Here is a 19,143-nt window from a genome sequence, read left to right on the forward strand (position 1 = left end):
CGCTTAATAAAAGCGCTCGTTATTCTCGACCATTTTCAGCAACAACGGTGCTGGCGTATATCTATCGCCATGTTGTTTTTGATAGTCCTGTAAACGGCTTACTACTTCGTTAATGCCCAAAGCATCCATGTAACGGAATGGTCCCCCGCGGAACGGCGGAAAGCCAATACCAAAGATAGCTCCGATATCACCATCACGTGGGCTACGTATAATTCCTTCGTCCAAACAATATACGGCTTCATTCAACATCAGTAATACGGCGCGCTGCGCAATTTCTTCTGCGCCGAGCTTCGCTGCAGGTGTAATACCAAGCAAACCGTAAACTGAGTCATCCACTTGCTTACCCGGTTTTTTACCCGAGTAACTGTAAAAGCCCTTCTTGTTCTTCTTGCCCTTACGATCATCACCTAACAATTTATCAAATGCATCCGGGGCACGGAATCGGTCGCCAAGCTCATCGGCCATTATTGGAGCGACTTTCGCAGCCACATCAATACCCACTTCGTCCATTAGTTTCATCGGGCCAACTGGGAAACCAAACTTCACCAAAGCATTGTCAACCGCTTCAATAGGTTCACCGGCCAACACCAATCGTGCCGCTTCATTCATGTAAGGCGCTAAAATACGGTTTACATAAAAGCCTGCACCGTCGGTGACCACAATTGGCGTTTTACCTTGTTTCTTGGCAAGCGCTACCGTGGTGGCGATGGTTTCATCCGAGGTACCCTTGTGGGTAATGATTTCAGCCAAAGGCATTTTATCAACTGGCGAGAAATAATGTAATCCGATGACATTTTCCGGACGTTGTGCGGTCGCAGCTATTTTGGTGATCGGCAAACTCGACGTGTTGGTCGCGAAAATAGTGTGCTCACTTGCCACAGACTCGATATCTGCCACCATTTGTTGCTTCAACTTGAGGTCTTCAAATACCGCTTCAATGACTACATCCACGCGATCAAAACCGCTGTAATCTAAACTGCCACTCAAACGCAACATGGTTGCTTCAAGCTCAGTACGTGTCATGTGTTTACGCTTCACTTTTTTGTTCATTAAGTCATAGCTGTATTTCAGCGCATGCACTATGCCTGTTTCAGCGATGTCCTTAATACGCGCCGTAAGGCCTGCTTTGGCTGCAGTTACATAGGCAATACCGCCGCCCATTAAGCCACCACCGAGTACCCCTACGCGCTCAACTTTGCGTGGCTTGGTATCGCCTGCACCGGATTCTTTTTTCATCGCCGTCGTGGCAAAGAAAATATTCCGTAGCTGCTTTGACTCAGGCGTCATGGCCAACTCACCAAATGCACGAGCTTCAAATTCCAGCCCTGCTTGGAAGCCTTTATCAGCGCCATATGCAATCGTATCGATTATCTTATCCAAAGCTGGATAGTTGCCTTTAGCCTTGGCTTGAGCTTGCTCGCGCGCCTTACTAAAAATAATTCCGCGGCCCACACTGGTGCCTTCAAGGGCCTTATTTAACCACGAGTGCTTCACCTTTTTTACCCGCGCCTTACTCGCTAGCACGAGTTTAACGGCAGCTTCAAGCAAAATGCTCGACGGTACAACATCATCAACAATCCCGAGTTTTTTCGCCTGCTTCGCACGCAACTGTTTGCCCGTAAGAATTAATGGAAGCGCCTTTTGAATGCCGATTAAGCGTGGCAGACGCTGCGTACCACCCGATCCTGGTAACAAACCAAGCTGAACTTCCGGCAAACCAATAATGGTCTTGTTACTGTCAGTTGCAATACGATGGTGGCAGGCTAACGCAAGCTCTAAACCACCGCCTAAACAGGCCCCATCAATTGCCGCCACAACGGGCACTTTCAGCGCTTCAATGCGATCGAACATCGCTTGACCCTGACGTGCCAGACTCTCGGTGTCGGCGGCATTTTCGCAAGCATCAATCATGCTGATATCGGCACCTGCAACAAATGATCCGGGTTTGTCGCTTATCACAACCACGCCTTTCAGGTCGCTTTGCTGTTCGAGCTGATTAAGCACCTGTGCCACTTCGTCTGCAAAAGATGCTTTTAAAGTGTTCATTGATTCGCTCGGCACATCAATGTGAATGACCGCCACGTGGTCGTCGCGTAACTCTAGCGTAAAGGCTTTTTGTTCGCTCATTATTCAGTCTCCACAATCATTGCTGCACCTAAACCACCAGCAGCACAGGCAGTCGTTAAACCGACCCCACCGCCGCGGCGTTTCAATTCATTTAAAGTTTGCGTAATCAAACGTGTGCCAGTTGCTGCAAACGGATGACCATAAGCCAGTGAACCACCCATCACGTTGAATTTATCCATATCAATTTCACCAATGGCTTCACTGCGTCCCAGCTTGTCTTGTGCAAATTTCTTACTGGCGAACATCTTCATGTTAGCGAGTGTTTGTGCAGCAAAAGCTTCATGCATTTCAATCACCGTTAAGTCACTTAACTTCATGCCTGCACGATCAAGTGCAATTGGGGTTGCATACGATGGGCCCATCAACATGTCTTCCCACACGTCAATTGCGCTAAACGCATAACTACGAATGTAACCCAGCACCTCATAACCTAAAGCCTTCGCCTTGCTTTCAGTCATCAACAAGATGGCGCTCGCACCATCGGTTAATGCGGTGCTATTGGCGGCGGTAACAGTGCCATGTTTCTTATCGAATACAGGGCGTAACTTGGCGTAGCCATCCAATTTCGAATCGCTACGCACTGTGTTATCACGCTTGAGGAAATCTTTGTACGGCTCCGCATAAGCAGTCATCACTTCGCCATCCAACTTGCCAGCTTCCCACGACTCATGGGCCAAGCTATGCGAGCGGTGCGCCAGCGCATCTTGGTCGGCACGGCTGATGTTATGGGTTTTCGCCATTTGCTCTGCAGTGTCGCCCATGGTTAAGCCTGTGCTGTACTCGGCAATAGCTGGTGGCACCGGCAATAAATCTTTGAATCGCAATTGTTTCAGAATTGACCAGCGCTGACCTAACGTGCGGGCCTTGTTCAAATCAACCAAAGCATGTGCCAACGAGCGCGATACACCAATCGGCAATACCGACGAAGAATCAGCACCGCCCGCAATCCCTACTGAGATATTGCCAACCATCATGCTTTCTAACACGTTTACCGTAGTTTGGAAGCTGGTGGCACAAGCGCGTGATACACTGTATGCATCCGTTGTAACCGGTAAACTTGTACCCAAAACAATTTCGCGAGCAATGTTTGGTGCTTTTGGCATTTGAACCACTTGGCCGTACACCAGTTGCTCGACCTCACGAGGGTCTAAGCTGTAACGATTGAGCAGCTCTTGTACAACCATTTTGCCCATATCCAAGGCAGGAACGCCATGAAAATAGGTCGCCTGCTTGGCAAACGGTGTACGTAAGCCTGCCACAATCGCAATGCGATCGCCTGAAGCAGTGGTCAGATTCTGACGTGCGGCCATAGATTTATCCTCTGTTGTTTTGTTATGGTCATTCCTTAATCTGGTCTGACCTCATAGATAGTTACAAATTTTAACGGGTCTTTGGCGAGAATTAAACCGTTGTTTTCGGTAAAGTGCGAACTTAGAGTATAACGATAGTATAGCGGTATTATACAAACAGCAGAGGATTCTGATGGCAGCTGAACAGTTTCAAGCATTACGCAACTACCTTGACAGTCAAGTATTGGGGCAACCTGATTTCACTGAAAGCCTGCTTATCGCGCTGCTTGCCGATGGCCATTTGCTGGTGGAAGGTCCCCCGGGATTAGCCAAAACGCGTGCTGTAAATGCGCTGGCCAAAGGCGTTGAAGGCAGCTTTCATCGGGTTCAGTTCACCCCTGACTTATTACCTGCTGATTTAACCGGTACCGATATTTACCGTCCGGAAACTGGCGAGTTCGTATTCCAGCAAGGTCCGCTGTTCCATAACATTGTGTTGGCCGACGAAATCAACCGTGCCCCAGCCAAAGTGCAGTCTGCGTTGCTTGAAGCCATGGCTGAACGGCAAATTACTGTCGGACAAAAAACCTATCCGTTGCCGCCACTATTTATGGTGCTCGCAACCCAGAACCCACTTGAGCAAGAAGGCACGTATCCACTGCCGGAAGCTCAGCTAGACCGCTTTGTCATGCATTTAAGCCTTGGGTATCCGAATGCCGAAACTGAGCGTGACATCTTGCGCTTAACCCGTGGTGAAGAGTTGCAGGGCCAGGCAGAAATGCCAAAGCCGCTGCAGCAGCAGGATATTTTCAATGCCCGCAAAGAAGTGTTGAGCATTTATATGGACGAAGCGGTGGAAAATTATCTAGTGCAGTTAGTGATTGCCTCGCGCGAACCCAGTTTTTATAGCAGTGATTTAGCCCGCTGGATTAGTTATGGTGCCAGTCCGCGTGCGACCATTGCGCTTGACCGTTGCGCACGTGCGCGCGCATGGCTGCAACAACGTGATTTTGTAACACCTGATGACATTCACGCGGTGTATGCCAAGGTATTACGACATCGCATCATTCTCAGTTATCAAGCTGAAGCTGACGGGATAAACGCAGATCACGTGCTGGATCAGATTATTCAACTTGTTCCAGCGCCGTAAATGACCATGCTTTCCCCTGCTAACGTGTCCCAATGGCTCAGCACCTGGCGCAGTGATGGTGTGCATGTTGCCAGTCACGAGCTCATGTACTATCGCAGCAAGGTCAACGCCTTTGCGCGGTTTCGTCGACTGAATCCACCGCCCGGCCGCACCGGTGCGCTATTGAGCAAATTTAAAGGCCGCGGCATGGAGTTTGACGAGTTTCGTCATTACCAAGCTGGCGACGACATTCGTGCCATTGACTGGCGCGTAACCGCTCGCACCGGTACGCCGCATACCAAGTTGTTTCGCGAAGAGCGTGAGCGTCCGGTATTTGTGGTGGTCGATTTAAGCGACAGCATGCAGTTTGGCAGCCAACTATTGTTTAAATCTGTGCAAGCCTGCCATCTGGCCAGTGCTTTGGCTTGGCTTGCTGCGGCCCGCAACGATCGCATTGGCGCAGTCATCACCAGTGGTCAAGGCCACGCGGAAATTAGACCCCAAGGTCGACATCATGGCGTATTGAATGTTATTCATCACTTAATTGATCAACAGCAACTCGCAGTTACCCAATGGCAACAGCAGCGTGGTAACAGCAATGTGTTCGCTACTGCGCTTGAACGCATTCAGCACGTGGCTCGGCCCGGCAGTTTGATTTATCTTATTAGCGACTGGCTGAGCGATGATCCTGCCATCTGGCAACATTGCTTAGCATTACAGCGTCACTGCCAACTGCTGCCATTTCAAATTATTGATCCATTGGAACTAAAACTACCCGAGCATGCGGCCCATCAACACCTCGCGATGACCGATGGCGAGCAACACGTGATCGTTGACCCTGCCGACCAACATCAGCGCCGCGCTTATGCGCATGCGCAGCAACAGCGACAAGCTCACTTGGTGCAACAATGGCAACAACTGGGGGGCGAACTACGCCAATTCAGCGCGGGCGATGCACTTGAAAGCCAATGGCCGGGAGCAGCGCTATGATCATGCTCGATACTGCCGTTCAACTGCACGATATTGTTGCCGCACCAGCGGCTAGCTGGTGGCCGTTAGCTATCGGTTGGTACGTTGTCATCATTAGCGGTGCAGTGGTGTTAGTGACCAGCCTATTCGCAATACGACGTGCATACCGTGCACGTCATGCACGTCGCTTGGCACTTACACAATTGCATCAAAACCCACCGCAGTCGCTGGCTGCGGTATCGCTATTGCTCAAGCAAGCTGCGCTCGCTTACTTCCCGGCGGAACATGTGAGTAGCCAAAGCCAACAGCAATGGTGGCATTTCTTATTGCAACAGCTGTCGACAAAACAACGCCAACGTTTCGCTGCCCTCGCCGAGTCTGTTAGCCAAGCCACTTACCAACCAGCCCCGCAGCAACAGCAGTGGTTAAGCCCCTACACTGAATTTGCTGACTATTGGTTGCGGCAAGCTTTACCGCCGTCGCGCAAAAATATACAGGCCCTGCAGGAGTCAACCAATGATTGATTTTGCATGGTTCTGGGCCATCCTTGCCTGGCCGCTACCGCTCATTTACTGGCGCCTCCGCAAAGCCTATAAGCAGCCCTTGCAGCCACTTCAGGTAACTTATCTACCAACTATGGCCTCCACGCAGCGACAACCAAGCAGTGGCCGCCTTTCACGCTACCTCGCTTTGTTCATTTGGACGCTGTTGGTGGCGGCACTGATGCGCCCTCAATGGCTTGGTGAACCCGTCGCGGCTAAAAACGAAGCGCGCGAAATGATGATCGCGGTCGATCTGTCCGGCAGCATGGAAATTGCTGATATGACCATTGCGGGCGAACAAGTTGACCGATTAACGATGTTAAAGCACGTGATGCGCGATTTTATTGAACGCCGCGTAGGCGACAGATTAGGCTTGGTTTTATTTGCGGATACTGCGTATGTGCAGGCACCGATGACCTTTGATCGTGAAACCGTGAAAGATATGCTCGATGAAACCGTGTTACGGCTAATTGGTGAACGTACGGCTATCGGTGATGCGATTGCTTTGAGTGTTAAACGTTTTGCCGAACGCGAGCAAAGTAACAAGATTCTGGTACTGGTAACTGACGGTCAGAACACGGCTGGAAACGTGTCACCTGAGCAGGCTTTGCAGCTTGCTAAATATTACGACGTTAAAATTTACACCATTGGTGTTGGTGCCGAAGAAATTATTGTCGATGGCTTCTTTGGCCAACGCCGCGTTAACCCCAGTCGCGATCTAGACGAAGGCATGCTGCGTCAACTGGCCACTGAAACCGGTGGTGAATATTTTCGCGCGCGCAGCACCGAAGAACTTGAGCGCATCTATACTCAACTAGACAGTTACGAGCCGGTGCAGGGTGAAAACCAGCTACGCCGTCCGCAAACGGCACTTTACCATTGGCCGCTTGGGGCTGCCTGGCTGGTTCTAATGCTTACTTTGCTCGCCACTTTATTCGCAAGAATACGAACCATTCGGAGGCAACATGGCTGATTTCCATCTATTGCGCCCGTGGTGGTTATTAACACTGATTCCTATTGTTGTATTAGCGGTCATTGCTTGGCGTAACGCCGGTCAGCAAACCGGTTGGTCACGCTTGCTACCAGCTCATTTGAAACCGTTGTTACTACCTGAAAGCTCGGGCCGCACAGCACGCTGGCCATTGCTGTTGGTCAATGCAGCCTTAGCGGTAACCGCTTTGGCCTTAGCTGGGCCTACGTGGCAACGATTGCCCCAGCCGGTGTTTCAGTTGCAAGCAGGCTCAGTCGTTATTATGGACATGTCATTGTCTGTTTACAGCACCGATCTTGCGCCAAACCGACTTACCCAAATGCGGTACAAAGCGACTGATCTTGTACGCGATAAACTAGACGGCGAGATCGGTTTAATCGCTTATGCTGGAGATGCGTTTACCATTAGCCCACTAACCGGTGACGGCGGCAACCTAACCAATCTGATCCGTGCCTTAAGCCCAGACATTATGCCCACCCCAGGAAGTTATCCGATTCGGGCATTAAACCTCGCCGATCAACTGCTACAAGATGCTGGATACGCGCAGGGAGACATTTATTGGTTAACCGACGGTATCGACAGCCGTGATCAACAAGATATCAGCGACTTCCTCAACCGCACCCAACATCGGTTGAGTGTACTTGCCGTAGGTACGGCAGACGGCGCACCCATAACGCTGCCAGACGGTCGTTTACTGCGTGACGCAAGCAATAATGTGGTGATTCCACAGCTGCAAACCGGTGCACTGCAAACATTAGCTGCGCGCAGTGGTGGTCGGTTTAGTGAAATACGCTCAGATCAACAAGACCTCGAATATCTATCCAACCTACCGCCGCTGCAACGTGATGGCGAAGAGAGTGCCATGCAAGCTGGAGATCAGTGGCAAGATCAGGGCCCGTGGTTGATACCGATTATCATGTTGTTATTACTCCCATTGGCGCGGCGCGGTGCGTTGCCCGTATTCGTCTGCTTTGTGCTTGGCAGCAGCCTTTGGTTACCGGCTCACGCCAATGAACGTGAGCCGTTATCATGGCAGGACAAACTGTGGCAAACACCTTATCAGCAAACCGATCAGGCATTACGCGCTGGTAATAATGAACGCGCCGCACAGATAGCCGAAGACGCATGGCAACGTGGTACAGCAAATTATCGTGCTGGTAATTATGACCAAGCCTTGGTTGACTTTTCCCAGCTGGACAATGCGGAAGGTTTCTATAATCAAGGCAATACCTTGATGCAAATGGAACGCTACGACGAAGCAAAAAATGCTTATGCTGCAGCACTAGAACGACGCCCCAACTGGTCGCAAGCGCAAGAGAACATGGAGTTGGCCGAGCAACTTGCTGAGCAACAGCAACAACAATCTGAAAACAGCCAGCAAGGTGATTCGCAGAATAATAACTCGCAAAATCAACAAGGCGAGCAAGGTGAACAGCAATCTGGTGAACAGCAACAATCCGACTCTGAGCAAAAAAACCAACAGACTGGTCAAGACGAACAGCAACAGGAACAAGACCAAGAGTCGACCGAGCAAAGCGCTGAGTCAGAGCAGCAGCAAGCCGCACCTGAAGGCGAGCAAGAAAAGCCGCTGCAAAGTGAGTTCGGTGATGCATCGGAAGAAGAATTGCAGCAGCAAATGCAACAATGGCTGAATAGAATTGAAGATGATCCAGCCGTATTACTGCGCAATAAAATGCGTTATGAAGCGCAACAGCGTAGACGTCAAAGTCCGCCGCCAGGAGTTGAAAAACAGTGGTAAATTGTATGGTTAGAACAATTGTATTAGCGGCCTTCTTATTTCTTGTAAGCCCGCTTGCCGCCGCACAAACTGCGGAAGTGATTGCTAGTGTCGATAAAAACCCCGTAATCCAAGGCGAACCTTTTACACTCACAGTCACCATCAATGACGACGTTAGCCAAACGGCTTGGCAGCCCGAAGAACAGTTACGCGATTTCCGCGTGCTCAATGTTCGCTCATCGCGGCGCACCAGCGTAATCAATGGTGAAACCACTCGCACCACTTCATTTATCGTAAATCTGCAAGCCCCCAACATGGCGGGTATTGTGCGTATTCCACCATTGCAAATAGGCGACGCCAGTAGCAACGCTATTGAACTCACTATTTTAGACGCTGCCACATCAGCAGATGAACTTGAGCAACGCCCTGCGTTTATTCGTACTTCATTAGAATCAAATCAAGTGTATGTGCAGCAACAATTTAAATTAGTCGCGCGACTGTACCTGAGTGCTAATTTGCACAGTGGTAATCTTGTTGCGCCCGAGCTTGATGAAGCCGAAGTAAGCCAGTTTGGCCAAGACGAAGAGTCCTATGAAATTATTAACGGCAAGCGCTATCAAGTCTTTCAGCGCACCTATTTAGTCACTCCGCTGCGTTCTGGTGAATTAACCATTCGCGGTCCCATCTTTGAGGGACAAATAACCCGCGAATCTGGACGCTCGGTATTCTCATCAATAGCCACCACCCAACCGGTCAGCGCTGCGGCTGCGCCTAAATCAATTAACGTGCTCCCGAGTCCTGATGACTGGACTGGCCATTGGTTGCCTTCCGAGTTAGTCAGTTTGAGTGTTGAGCAAGCTACCCCTGAAGCGACTGTTGAAGTGGGTCAGCCGATAACTTTAACGTATCGGTTAACCGCTATCGGCGTAAGTCCAGAGCAGCTGCCTGAGCTTAATTTCGAGGGGCTGACAGATGTTTCGGTGTATCCCGAAGCAGCAGAATTCGCCAGTACAACCCGAAATGGCCGTGTGATTGCCCAGCGTAGCCAAACAGTAGCTATTATTCCGCGTAGCAGCGGCAAACTTACACTGCCCGCGCTTGATGTTGCGTGGTTTAATACGCGTCTGAAGCAAAAACAATTAGCCAGTTCGCAGCCAATAGTTGTCAACGTGCAGCCAGCACCGAATGCGTCATCAGCGGTTGAGCAACAAACAGCGAAGCCTGAATCCCCTATCAATGCTGACAGCAAACTTTCTGCTGAACATGATGCCTCAATCGTGTTGACGCCACTGCAGTCTCCCTACTTCGTTTTGGCTGCAGTTTTCGCAGGGCTTTGGTTATTAACATTAATTGCCTGGGCTTGGTGGTGGTTACGCCAGCAACGTACTAAATCTGTCAGCGTAAACGCTGAGCAAGTTCACAAACCCAGTCATACATGGCAACAGTTGCAGCACGCAGCGTTAGCAAATGATGCTGCTGCAACCGAGCAAGCATTACGTGATTGGGCACATCAACAGCTTAGTTTACCCATTCATGATCTACGCGAGATTGCTGAGCACTTTAAACATCAACCATTGCACAGCCAAATCGACCATTTACAGCGTTGTCGCTATGCCAGTGCGGACAAGTCATGGTTAGAAGGAAAAGCACTGCTACGTGCGCTAAAGGCAGCGCAGAAGCATTTAAAACAACAACCGAAAGCCAAGCCCAGTCTATCGCCGCTTTACCCTAACTGATGAATAGTATTTGTTACCCATAAAAAAATCCCGGAGCAAGCTCCGGGATTTTTGTTCTAACCAGTCTTAAACAGTACTAAAGGTTACTCTTGTTCGCGAATATTACCGCTTGAATCAAGGCGTACTTCAATATCCGCTTGCTCACGCAGCGCTTCAATGAATGCACCGTAGCTTTGCTGGATGTAACTATTGACCAATTGGTCAGCCATCTGCGCTTGCATCGTTTCGTCAACTTCGCCGTCCACAACGTCTGTTAACTGCACAATGGATAAATCACCATTCGTTAGCTCCGTAACGGCAACTTGCACGGCGTCGGCAGCTGGCACCGCTTGCTCAAATAAGCTTTGCAATACTGCACGCGGTATCTGGCTTGAACGACGGTCAACCGCATCAATGGCTGTCAACTCAACCTGCACAGGTTCACCGGCACGCAATTTGGCCGCAATGGCTTCGGCATCATCACGCGCAGCAGCTTGTGCTTTTTCAGTACGCAGATTATCCAAAACTTGTGCGCGAACGTCTTCAAGTGGCTTTATCGAAGCTGTTTTGAAGTCAACCACACGCACCACAACGGCCTGCTTATCAGTAACTTCAATCAAGTCACTATTTAAGCGCTCATCAATAAAGTCCCGGTTAAATACACGTTGCAAGGCAGCTGGATGATTCAGTGCAGATGGCGCATTGTTGCGACTAAACCAGTCGCTTTCGCGCACAGCCAAACCCGTTTCTTCAGCGACCGGCTTCAACGTATCAGGAATATCAAAGGCTAGCTCAGACACCTGCTGCTGTAGCTCGTAATAGGCTTGCTTGACACGATCTTCACGCATATCAGCAACAATTTCGTCACGTACTTCTTCAAATGACGTCGAAGAACCTGCTTCAAAGTCAGTTAGTTTAATAATGTGGTAGCCAAATGACGTGCTTACCACACCGGTCATTTCACCGACGTCTTTTAATGCGAAAGCTGCTTCATCAAAAGCAGGATCCATAGTGCCCTGCTCAATAAAATCTAAATCGCCACCCGTTTCAGCGGTAAAAATATCATCCGAATACTGGGCTGCCATCTCGGCGAAATCCGCGCCTTCAGTAAGCTTTGCAAGAACTTCTTGTGCTTCTTGCTGGGCTGCTTCGTCTTCGCCTTCAATTAAGATATGCGCAAAACGGTAGCGGTCAGGCGTTTCGTAATTTGCTTGGTTGTTGTCGTACCATTCGCGAACGACACTTTCATCAACTTCAACCGATTCAGCAACCGCATCGGCGTCGAGCGCAACAAACTCAACCTTAACTTGCTCTGGCACAGCAAACGCCTGCTGATTGTTCTGATACCATTGTTCAATTTCTGCTTCGGTAACTTCAACGGTATTCAGGTACTGCTCAAGTGGCATGGTGGCATAGGAACCACTGCGTTTCTGATTCACTAAACGTTGCACTGCTGCAGTTTCGCTTGGCAATGCAAACTCAGAGTTAACCATGGCTTGTAACAGTTGTGTGCGCGCTAAATCGCGGCGCATAAGCTCAGCAAAGCCGTCAGGGGTATAACCCAAACCGCTTAGAGTCATCTGATAGCTCGTATTATCGAATTGGCCTGCTACTTGAAACGCACCAATTTCGCGAATGGCGGCTTTAACCTGATCATCAGAAACGCGTAGTCCTGCCTCGCGAGCAAATAACTCAACAAGCTTCTGGTTGACCAAATCATCTAATACTTGGCTACGTAAACGTTGGTTAAACGCTGGATCGGTCGCTAAGGTGTCATAAAAATCACCAAATTGCTCTTTTTGACGTGAGCGCTCATTTTCGACGGCGCGGTCAAATTCAACCCGGCTAATTTCCTCACCATTTACGACAGCCACCGATGGTTCTGGCTGGTTCGTAATGTATCCACCAATCCCCGCCAACGCAAAGGTCAGCGCTATCAATACTAGAATCACTTTCACAACTAAGCTTTGTGACCCTTCTCGAATCCTGTCCAACATAATCCACTAAACCTCAATTGTTCCCATTCGTTGGGCGGGTATTATATCTGCTTCTGCAGAAAAAAAATAACCCGAAGACAAGCTTCGGGTTATTTTCAGCAAATGCTGGCGGAACGGACGGGACTCGAACCCGCGACCCCCGGCGTGACAGGCCGGTATTCTAACCAGCTGAACTACCGCTCCGCTTTTATTAGTTTACTGAATCTTTCAGTGCTTTACCGGCTTTGAAAGAAGGTACTTTAGCAGCTGCGATTTGGATAGTTTGGCCAGTTTGTGGGTTACGACCAGTACGAGCTGAACGCTCACGAACACTGAAAGTACCAAAACCAACTAATGCAACTTGATCACCTTTCTTCAAAGCTTCTGTTACTGCTTCAATGAAAGAATCAAGAGCACGTCCAGCCGCAGCTTTAGAAATTTCTGCTCCGTCTGCAATTTTATCAACTAACTGAGACTTATTCACAGTATCATCCCCTTAGATTGTTATTATCAGATTTGCATGGTTCCATTGCGTTCTGTTTGTTTCAATGGGCCAGCGAAGGTTATAACAAGCTTAAACTTACGGTTCAAGCAGTAGTGATAGATTAGCAGACATCTTCCTTATTAATCCATCACGCAAGTGGCACGCCAGATTCTTATTTTGTTTGAGTCTGACTAATCACTTTGACTCTAGGCTACCACAAGATTTCGGATTGAGAACCCTTTTTAACAATTTTTTTGACGAAAGAATGCGGCCTGTAGACCAGTTATGGCCTCGCAGGCCGCATTTTTGCGTTTTTAAGCTGTTTTTTCCAAGCTTTTCGGTGCCGATTCAAGCGCAACAGCGAGTACTTCATCTATCCATTTAACAGGCTGAATCTTAAGATCGCCCTTCACTTCGTCGCTGATTTCTTTCAAATCTCGCTCGTTTTCTTTTGGAATCAACACATGTTTGATGCCACCACGATGCGCCGCCAGAAGCTTTTCTTTCAGCCCACCAATTGCTAACACCTCACCGCGTAGGGTTATTTCACCAGTCATCGCAACATCGGCCCGCACAGGGATGCCCGTTAATGAGCTCACTAATGAGGTCACCATAGCGATACCTGCACTCGGGCCATCTTTCGGCGTAGCACCTTCAGGTACGTGTACGTGAATATCACGCTTCTCATGAAAGTCTTCCGGAATACCCAGCATGTTTGCACGGCTGCGCACAACGGTGAGTGCAGTCTGAATAGATTCCTGCATAACATCGCCAAGAGAGCCCGTTGAAGTAATCTTGCCTTTACCCGCAACGTTGGTCGCTTCGATGGTCAGCAAGTCACCCCCTACTTCGGTCCAAGCCAGACCGGTTACTTGACCTACTTGGTTATTTTCTTCCGCTTTACCATAGTCAAAGCGCTGCACACCCAAGAAGTCAGATAAGTTCTCACCTGTGATTTCAACGTGTTTGATGCGTTTATCCAGCACAATTTTCTTCACTGCTTTACGGCATAAACGAGAAATTTCACGCTCTAGATTACGCACACCGGCTTCACGGGTGTAGTAGCGAATAATCCCGATAATAGCATCGTCGGTAACGTTGATTTCTTTAGCTTTCAATCCGTTGCGTTCTATTTGCTTGTTCAGCAAGTGACGCTTCGCGATATTAAGTTTCTCTTCTTCGGTGTAACCCGACAAGCGAATCACTTCCATACGGTCAAGCAGCGGCCCTGGAATATTCATGCTGTTTGACGTTGCGACAAACATCACATCTGACAAATCGTAATCCACTTCAAGATAGTGGTCGTTGAAATTAACGTTCTGTTCAGGGTCCAACACTTCGAGCAACGCTGAAGCTGGATCGCCGCGCATATCTGACGCCATCTTGTCAATTTCATCTAACAAAAATAGTGGATTACGCACACCAACTTTTGCCATTTTCTGAATAAGCTTACCCGGCATGGAACCAATATAGGTACGACGATGGCCACGAATTTCAGCTTCATCGCGCACGCCACCAAGTGCCATACGCACATACTTACGGCCAGTCGCTTTCGCAATCGATTGCCCCAGTGAAGTTTTACCAACTCCTGGCGGCCCGACTAAGCATAAAATAGCACCACGCACCTTGCTGGTACGCTGTTGCACCGCAAGGTACTCAAGAATACGTTCTTTAACTTTTTCCAGACCGTAATGGTCAGCATCAAGTATTTTCTCCGCATTCGCGAGGTCTTTCTTAATGCGTGAACGCTTCTTCCACGGCACTGAAACCATCCAATCAATGTAACCACGAACTACGGTGGCTTCCGCAGACATCGGCGACATCATTTTTAACTTCTGCAATTCAGCACGCGTTTTCTTCTCAGCCTCTGGAGGCATTTTTGCTTCGTCGATTTTGTTTTCCAGCGCTTCAAACTCATCTGGGCCATCTTCCATTTCACCCAGTTCTTTTTGAATGGCCTTCATTTGTTCATTCAGATAGTACTCACGCTGGCTCTTTTCCATCTGCTTTTTAACGCGTGAGCGAATACGCTTCTCTACCTGAAGCAGGTCAATTTCACCTTCCATCAGTGCCATCAGATACTCAAGGCGCTCACGTACGTCGGTTATTTCCAATACCTTTTGCTTATCATTAAGCTTTAACGGCATGTGAGCCGCCATGGTATCCGCCAAACGATCGGCCTCTTCAATACCAGACAAGCTGGTTAACACTTCCGGTGGAATTTTCTTGTTCAGTTTTACGTAGCCTTCAAACTGATTGATGGCCGAGCGAATCATCACCTCTTCTTCTTTCTCGTCCATCGCTTCTGAATCGAGGTAATGCACCTGCGCCCGAAAGAAGCCCTCTTCCGGTTCAAACTGTTCAATTTCGGCGCGTTGACTACCCTCAACCAGCACTTTTACCGTGCCGTCAGGTAGTTTCAATAACTGCAAAATGGTTGCAACAGTACCTATGCGATGAATGTCATCTTGCTCGGGTTCATCAACCGATGCGTCTTGTTGCGCTGACAAAAATATTTGTTTGTTTTTATCCATCGCTGCTTCTAAACAACGAATAGACTTTTCACGCCCGACAAATAACGGAATAACCATGTGGGGGTACACCACAACATCACGTAGCGGCAACACCGGTATACTCAAGCGTTCAATCCGTTCTTCACTCATAAACTTCTCCAGGTAACGGGTTCGTGATTCGAATCACTCTATCTTACCTCTTAATATGAGGCTCTCCAGCGAAAGTTCAATGTTTTGCACAAAAAAAGGGCCACAAAGGCCCTTTTTGCATAAATTTCATGCTAAACAACAAGATTACTCACCCGATGCGTGCTTTTCTTCTTGTTGGTTGGCATAAATCAAAATGGGTGCAGACTCGCCTTTAATAACCGACTCGTCGATAACAACTTTGACCACATTCTCAATAGTCGGTAAGTCGTACATGGTATCGAGTAGCACAGCTTCAACGATTGACCGCAAGCCACGCGCACCAGTTTTACGGGTCATTGCTTTACGAGCAATTGCGCGCAGTGCATCATCGCGGAACTCAAGTTCAACATCTTCCATCAAGAATAATTTACCGTACTGTTTGGTCAATGCATTCTTTGGCTGACGTAGAATTTGCACCAAGGCGTCTTCATCAAGCTCAGTCAACGTTGCTAATACAGGGAGTCGCCCGATAAACTCGGGAATCAAACCATATTTAACTAAATCTTCAGGCTCAACACTGGCAAGCGTCAGGCCTTCGGCTTTAGGTTCTTTACTTTTCACCTGAGCGCCAAAACCGATACCGCTGCCAACGCTAATGCGTTGCTCGATAACCTTATCAAGCCCAGCAAATGCACCGCCGGCAATAAACAGAATCTTCGAGGTATCAACCTGCAAAAATTCTTGTTGTGGGTGCTTACGTCCACCTTGCGGCGGCACCGCTGCTACCGTACCTTCAATAAGCTTCAACAAAGCTTGCTGTACGCCTTCACCCGACACATCCCGAGTAATGGATGGGTTGTCCGATTTGCGCGAGATTTTGTCAATTTCATCAATGTAGACAATACCACGCTGTGCTTTTTCTACATCGTAGTCGCACTTTTGCAGTAACTTCTGAATGATATTCTCGACATCTTCACCAACATAACCAGCTTCAGTTAATGTGGTCGCATCAGCCATGGTAAAGGGCACATCTAAATAACGCGCAAGCGTTTCAGCTAAATACGTTTTACCACTACCCGTTGGACCAATTAGCAGGATATTACTTTTACCAAGTTCAATCTGCTCTTCGTCTTTACTGGTGGCTTCATTGTTATATAAACGCTTGTAGTGATTATAAACTGCAACCGCGAGTACCTTTTTGGCCATATCTTGACCAATAACGTACTCATCCAAATGCGCTCGAATTTCATGGGGGTTCGGTAACTTCTTCTGCTCTTCTTGTGGCGCAATATTCTGAATTTCTTCTTCTAAAATATCGTTACACAAGTCAACGCATTCATCACAAATAAATACCGACGGCCCGGCAATTAACTTGCGAACCTCATGCTGACTTTTTCCGCAGAAGGTACAAAACAACGGCTTTTCGCCGTTACCTTCAGTTTTATCAGTCATTCTATTCTCCGCCTCTTTGCGTCAACACCTTATCAACTACACCGTAGTCTACAGCTTCTTGCGCAGACATAAAGTAATCACGGTCGGTATCTTTTGCCACTTGTTCGATGTCCTTGCCGGTATTTTCGGCCAACATACGGTTAAGCTTATCTTTAATATCAAGAATTTGGCGTGCATGAATTTCAAAGTCAGACGCCTGCCCCTGGAACCCGCCTAATGGCTGATGAATCATCACGCGTGAATTTGGCAAACAAAAACGCTTACCTTGCGCGCCACCCGCTAATAAGAACGCACCCATACTGGCCGCTTGGCCCATACATACGGTACTCACGTCCGGTTTGATAAAACGCATGGTGTCATAAATTGCCATACCGGCAGTCACTGCACCACCTGGTGAGTTGATGTACAAATAAATGTCTTTATCCGGATTGTCTGATTCTAAAAATAGTAGTTGCGCGACAATCAGGTTAGCCATGTGGTCTTCAACTTGACCGCAGCAAAAAATCACGCGCTCTTTAAGTAGGCGCGAGTAGATATCGTACGAGCGCTCTCCTTTTGCAGTTTGTTCCACTACCATCGGCACCAATTGTGCCATTGGGTCTAGCGCCATATCCGACATAATTTACGACTCCTGAAATAAAAATGGCCCGTATAAGGTTATACGAGCCATTAAACCAAGTTGTTATGGACGCCGTCAACGATGTTGTGACAGTTCCACCAACTGTTTTACTTTTTAGGGTTCATCAACTCGTCAAAGCTGGTTTTCTTCGCTTTAACTTTTGCGTTATCAAGGATGAACTCAATTGCTTGTTCTTCTAATGCAACGTTACGAATTTGCTGCATCATTTCTTCGTTACCTTTGTAATACGCGATAACTTCAGCTGGATCTTCGTACGCAGATGCGTTGTTTTCGATGATCTCGTCAACTTTCTTCTCGTCAACTTTCAGCTCGTTGCCACGGATAACTTCACCCAGTAACAAACCAACTTTTACACGCTCTTTTGCTTGTTCTTCAAACAAATCAGCTGGTAATTGTGGCATTTGTGCTTGGTTACCACCGAAACGCTGCATGGCTTGACGACGCAGAACGTCTACTTCCTGGTCAATCATTGCTTTCGGTAAGTTAACGTCGTTGTTTTCAACAAGACCTTTCAGTACTTGTTCTTTCACTTTGCTTTGCACTGCGTTTTTCAATTCGCGTTGCATGTTCTTACGAACTTCAGCTTTAAGCGCTTCAACGCCGCCTTCTTGAATACCGAACTGAGTAACAAACTCGTCACTTAACTCTGGTAATTCACGTTCTTCAACCTTCTTCGCAACCACAACGAATTGTGCTTCTTTGCCTTTCAGGTTTTCAGCATGATAGTCGTCTGGGAAAGTCACCTTAATGGTTCTTTCTTCGCCAGCTTTCATGCCAATAATCTCGTCTTCGAAACCAGGAATCATGCGGCCTTCGCCAAGCTCAAGTGCGAAATCAGTCGCTTTACCACCTTCGAATTCTTCACCGTCAATTGAACCGGTGAAATCGATAGTGATACGCTCACCTTTTTTCGACTTACGCTTAATTTCTTTCCAGGTTGCGTGTTGCTTGCGCAATGTATCAAGCATGTTGTCAACGTCTTTGTCAGTAACTTCAACGTCTGGCTTCTCAACATTCAGCTTATCTAATGCTGCAACTTTAACTTCTGGATACACTTCGAACGTAGCAACGAATTCAAGGTCTTTGCCTTCTTCGTTAACTTTCGGCTCAATCGCAGGCATACCCACTGGGTTGATTTTTTCCTGCATCATGGCTTCGAAGTATTTGCTTTGCATCAGGTTCGACGCGGCACGCGCACGCGCTTCTTTACCATACAATTTCTGCAAAACATTAGGTGGAACTTTGCCTTTACGGAAACCGTTGATACGGCGGTTACGGTACTCGTCCTTTAACAGACGCTTGACTTCGTTTTCGATAACGTCAGCTGGCACGGTGATCGTGGCGCGACGCTCTAATCCTTGGGTTGTCTCTACAGAAACCTGCATTGCTTTGTTACCTCGGCTTCACTATTGGCCTGAGCCCACTACCAACGGGGCCCTTCAAAATGAC

General features: G+C 48.3%; 14 protein-coding genes and 1 tRNA gene. 6 read left to right on the top strand and 9 right to left on the bottom strand.

The genetic code is table 11. The features are described 5' to 3' along the window. Positions 1-3: 3 nt before the first annotated feature. Both fadJ and fadI read right to left on the bottom strand, forming a co-directional pair. Positions 4-2,127 carry a fatty acid oxidation complex subunit alpha FadJ gene (fadJ, locus tag ACN0UY_RS04600; protein WP_417665558.1) on the bottom strand — a complete coding sequence of 708 codons (2,124 nt, stop codon included), beginning with the start codon at positions 2,125-2,127 and terminating at the stop codon, positions 4-6. Continuing rightward, positions 2,127-3,437, bottom strand: a complete 1,311-nt coding sequence (gene fadI, locus ACN0UY_RS04605; protein WP_417665559.1) for an acetyl-CoA C-acyltransferase FadI — start codon at positions 3,435-3,437, stop codon at positions 2,127-2,129. The genes fadJ and fadI overlap by 1 nt, the downstream gene beginning before the upstream one ends. 172 nt (positions 3,438-3,609) lie before the next feature. Here fadI and ACN0UY_RS04610 point away from each other — a divergent pair, with 172 nt between their 5' ends. The 6 genes from ACN0UY_RS04610 to ACN0UY_RS04635 are packed head-to-tail and all read left to right on the top strand — an operon-like array spanning position 3,610 to position 10,521. After that, positions 3,610-4,566: an AAA family ATPase gene (locus tag ACN0UY_RS04610; protein ID WP_128351115.1), complete on the top strand. Its 957-nt coding sequence runs from the start codon at positions 3,610-3,612 to the stop codon at positions 4,564-4,566. Continuing rightward, positions 4,567-5,535 carry a DUF58 domain-containing protein gene (locus tag ACN0UY_RS04615; protein WP_417665560.1) on the top strand — a complete coding sequence of 323 codons (969 nt, stop codon included), beginning with the start codon at positions 4,567-4,569 and terminating at the stop codon, positions 5,533-5,535. Next, positions 5,532-6,038 (top strand): DUF4381 domain-containing protein, encoded by a 507-nt coding sequence (locus tag ACN0UY_RS04620; RefSeq protein WP_417665561.1) that lies wholly within the window; start codon positions 5,532-5,534, stop codon positions 6,036-6,038. The genes ACN0UY_RS04615 and ACN0UY_RS04620 overlap by 4 nt, the downstream gene beginning before the upstream one ends. Beyond that, positions 6,031-7,029: a vWA domain-containing protein gene (locus ACN0UY_RS04625; RefSeq protein ID WP_417665562.1), complete on the top strand. Its 999-nt coding sequence runs from the start codon at positions 6,031-6,033 to the stop codon at positions 7,027-7,029. Before ACN0UY_RS04620 ends, ACN0UY_RS04625 begins: the two co-directional genes overlap by 8 nt. Further along, positions 7,022-8,806: a VWA domain-containing protein gene (locus tag ACN0UY_RS04630; protein ID WP_417665563.1), complete on the top strand. Its 1,785-nt coding sequence runs from the start codon at positions 7,022-7,024 to the stop codon at positions 8,804-8,806. The genes ACN0UY_RS04625 and ACN0UY_RS04630 overlap by 8 nt, the downstream gene beginning before the upstream one ends. Positions 8,807-8,811: 5 nt before the next feature. Continuing rightward, positions 8,812-10,521 carry a BatD family protein gene (locus ACN0UY_RS04635; RefSeq protein ID WP_417665564.1) on the top strand — a complete coding sequence of 570 codons (1,710 nt, stop codon included), beginning with the start codon at positions 8,812-8,814 and terminating at the stop codon, positions 10,519-10,521. An 83-nt stretch (positions 10,522-10,604) separates the two neighbouring features. Here the strand turns inward: ACN0UY_RS04635 and ppiD are convergent, their stop codons facing one another. From ppiD to tig, 7 genes are all read right to left on the bottom strand, one after another. Next, complete coding sequence (gene ppiD, locus ACN0UY_RS04640; RefSeq protein WP_417665565.1) at positions 10,605-12,497, bottom strand: peptidylprolyl isomerase; 1,893 nt, start codon at positions 12,495-12,497, stop codon at positions 10,605-10,607. 106 nt (positions 12,498-12,603) lie between these two features. Beyond that, a tRNA-Asp gene (locus ACN0UY_RS04645) sits at positions 12,604-12,680 on the bottom strand. Between the two features lie 7 nt (positions 12,681-12,687). Then, on the bottom strand, positions 12,688-12,960 hold the full coding sequence (gene hupB, locus ACN0UY_RS04650) for a nucleoid-associated protein HU-beta (protein WP_128351122.1): 273 nt from the start codon (positions 12,958-12,960) through the stop codon (positions 12,688-12,690). Between the two features lie 314 nt (positions 12,961-13,274). Further along, complete coding sequence (gene lon, locus ACN0UY_RS04655) at positions 13,275-15,623, bottom strand: endopeptidase La (protein WP_417665566.1); 2,349 nt, start codon at positions 15,621-15,623, stop codon at positions 13,275-13,277. 144 nt (positions 15,624-15,767) lie between these two features. Continuing rightward, positions 15,768-17,054, bottom strand: a complete 1,287-nt coding sequence (gene clpX, locus ACN0UY_RS04660; protein WP_417665567.1) for an ATP-dependent protease ATP-binding subunit ClpX — start codon at positions 17,052-17,054, stop codon at positions 15,768-15,770. 1 nt (position 17,055) lies between these two features. Continuing rightward, a complete protein-coding gene (gene clpP, locus ACN0UY_RS04665; RefSeq protein WP_128351125.1) occupies positions 17,056-17,673 on the bottom strand; it encodes an ATP-dependent Clp endopeptidase proteolytic subunit ClpP in 618 nt (205 codons plus the stop codon). A gap of 107 nt (positions 17,674-17,780) precedes the next feature. Beyond that, positions 17,781-19,079 carry a trigger factor gene (tig, locus tag ACN0UY_RS04670; protein ID WP_417665568.1) on the bottom strand — a complete coding sequence of 433 codons (1,299 nt, stop codon included), beginning with the start codon at positions 19,077-19,079 and terminating at the stop codon, positions 17,781-17,783. Between the last annotated feature and the right edge of the window lie 64 nt (positions 19,080-19,143).

It is taken from the genome of Pseudidiomarina sp., from assembly GCF_048268165.1.
Classification (GTDB): Bacteria; Pseudomonadota; Gammaproteobacteria; order Enterobacterales; family Alteromonadaceae; genus Pseudidiomarina.

Bases quoted from the DNA above. Each gene is read 5' to 3' on its own strand.
- ACN0UY_RS04610 (WP_128351115.1), top strand. From the start codon at position 3,610: ATGGCAGCTGAACAGTTTCAAGCATTACGCAACTACCTTGACAGTCAA.
- ACN0UY_RS04615 (WP_417665560.1), top strand. From the start codon at position 4,567: ATGACCATGCTTTCCCCTGCTAACGTGTCCCAATGGCTCAGCACCTGG.
- ACN0UY_RS04620 (WP_417665561.1), top strand. From the start codon at position 5,532: ATGATCATGCTCGATACTGCCGTTCAACTGCACGATATTGTTGCCGCA.
- tig (WP_417665568.1), bottom strand. From the start codon at position 19,079: ATGCAGGTTTCTGTAGAGACAACCCAAGGATTAGAGCGTCGCGCCACG.
- clpX (WP_417665567.1), bottom strand. From the start codon at position 17,054: ATGACTGATAAAACTGAAGGTAACGGCGAAAAGCCGTTGTTTTGTACC.
- clpP (WP_128351125.1), bottom strand. From the start codon at position 17,673: ATGTCGGATATGGCGCTAGACCCAATGGCACAATTGGTGCCGATGGTA.
- ppiD (WP_417665565.1), bottom strand. From the start codon at position 12,497: ATGTTGGACAGGATTCGAGAAGGGTCACAAAGCTTAGTTGTGAAAGTG.
- lon (WP_417665566.1), bottom strand. From the start codon at position 15,623: ATGAGTGAAGAACGGATTGAACGCTTGAGTATACCGGTGTTGCCGCTA.
- fadJ (WP_417665558.1), bottom strand. From the start codon at position 2,127: ATGAGCGAACAAAAAGCCTTTACGCTAGAGTTACGCGACGACCACGTG.
- ACN0UY_RS04625 (WP_417665562.1), top strand. From the start codon at position 6,031: ATGATTGATTTTGCATGGTTCTGGGCCATCCTTGCCTGGCCGCTACCG.
- fadI (WP_417665559.1), bottom strand. From the start codon at position 3,437: ATGGCCGCACGTCAGAATCTGACCACTGCTTCAGGCGATCGCATTGCG.
- ACN0UY_RS04635 (WP_417665564.1), top strand. From the start codon at position 8,812: ATGGTTAGAACAATTGTATTAGCGGCCTTCTTATTTCTTGTAAGCCCG.
- ACN0UY_RS04630 (WP_417665563.1), top strand. From the start codon at position 7,022: ATGGCTGATTTCCATCTATTGCGCCCGTGGTGGTTATTAACACTGATT.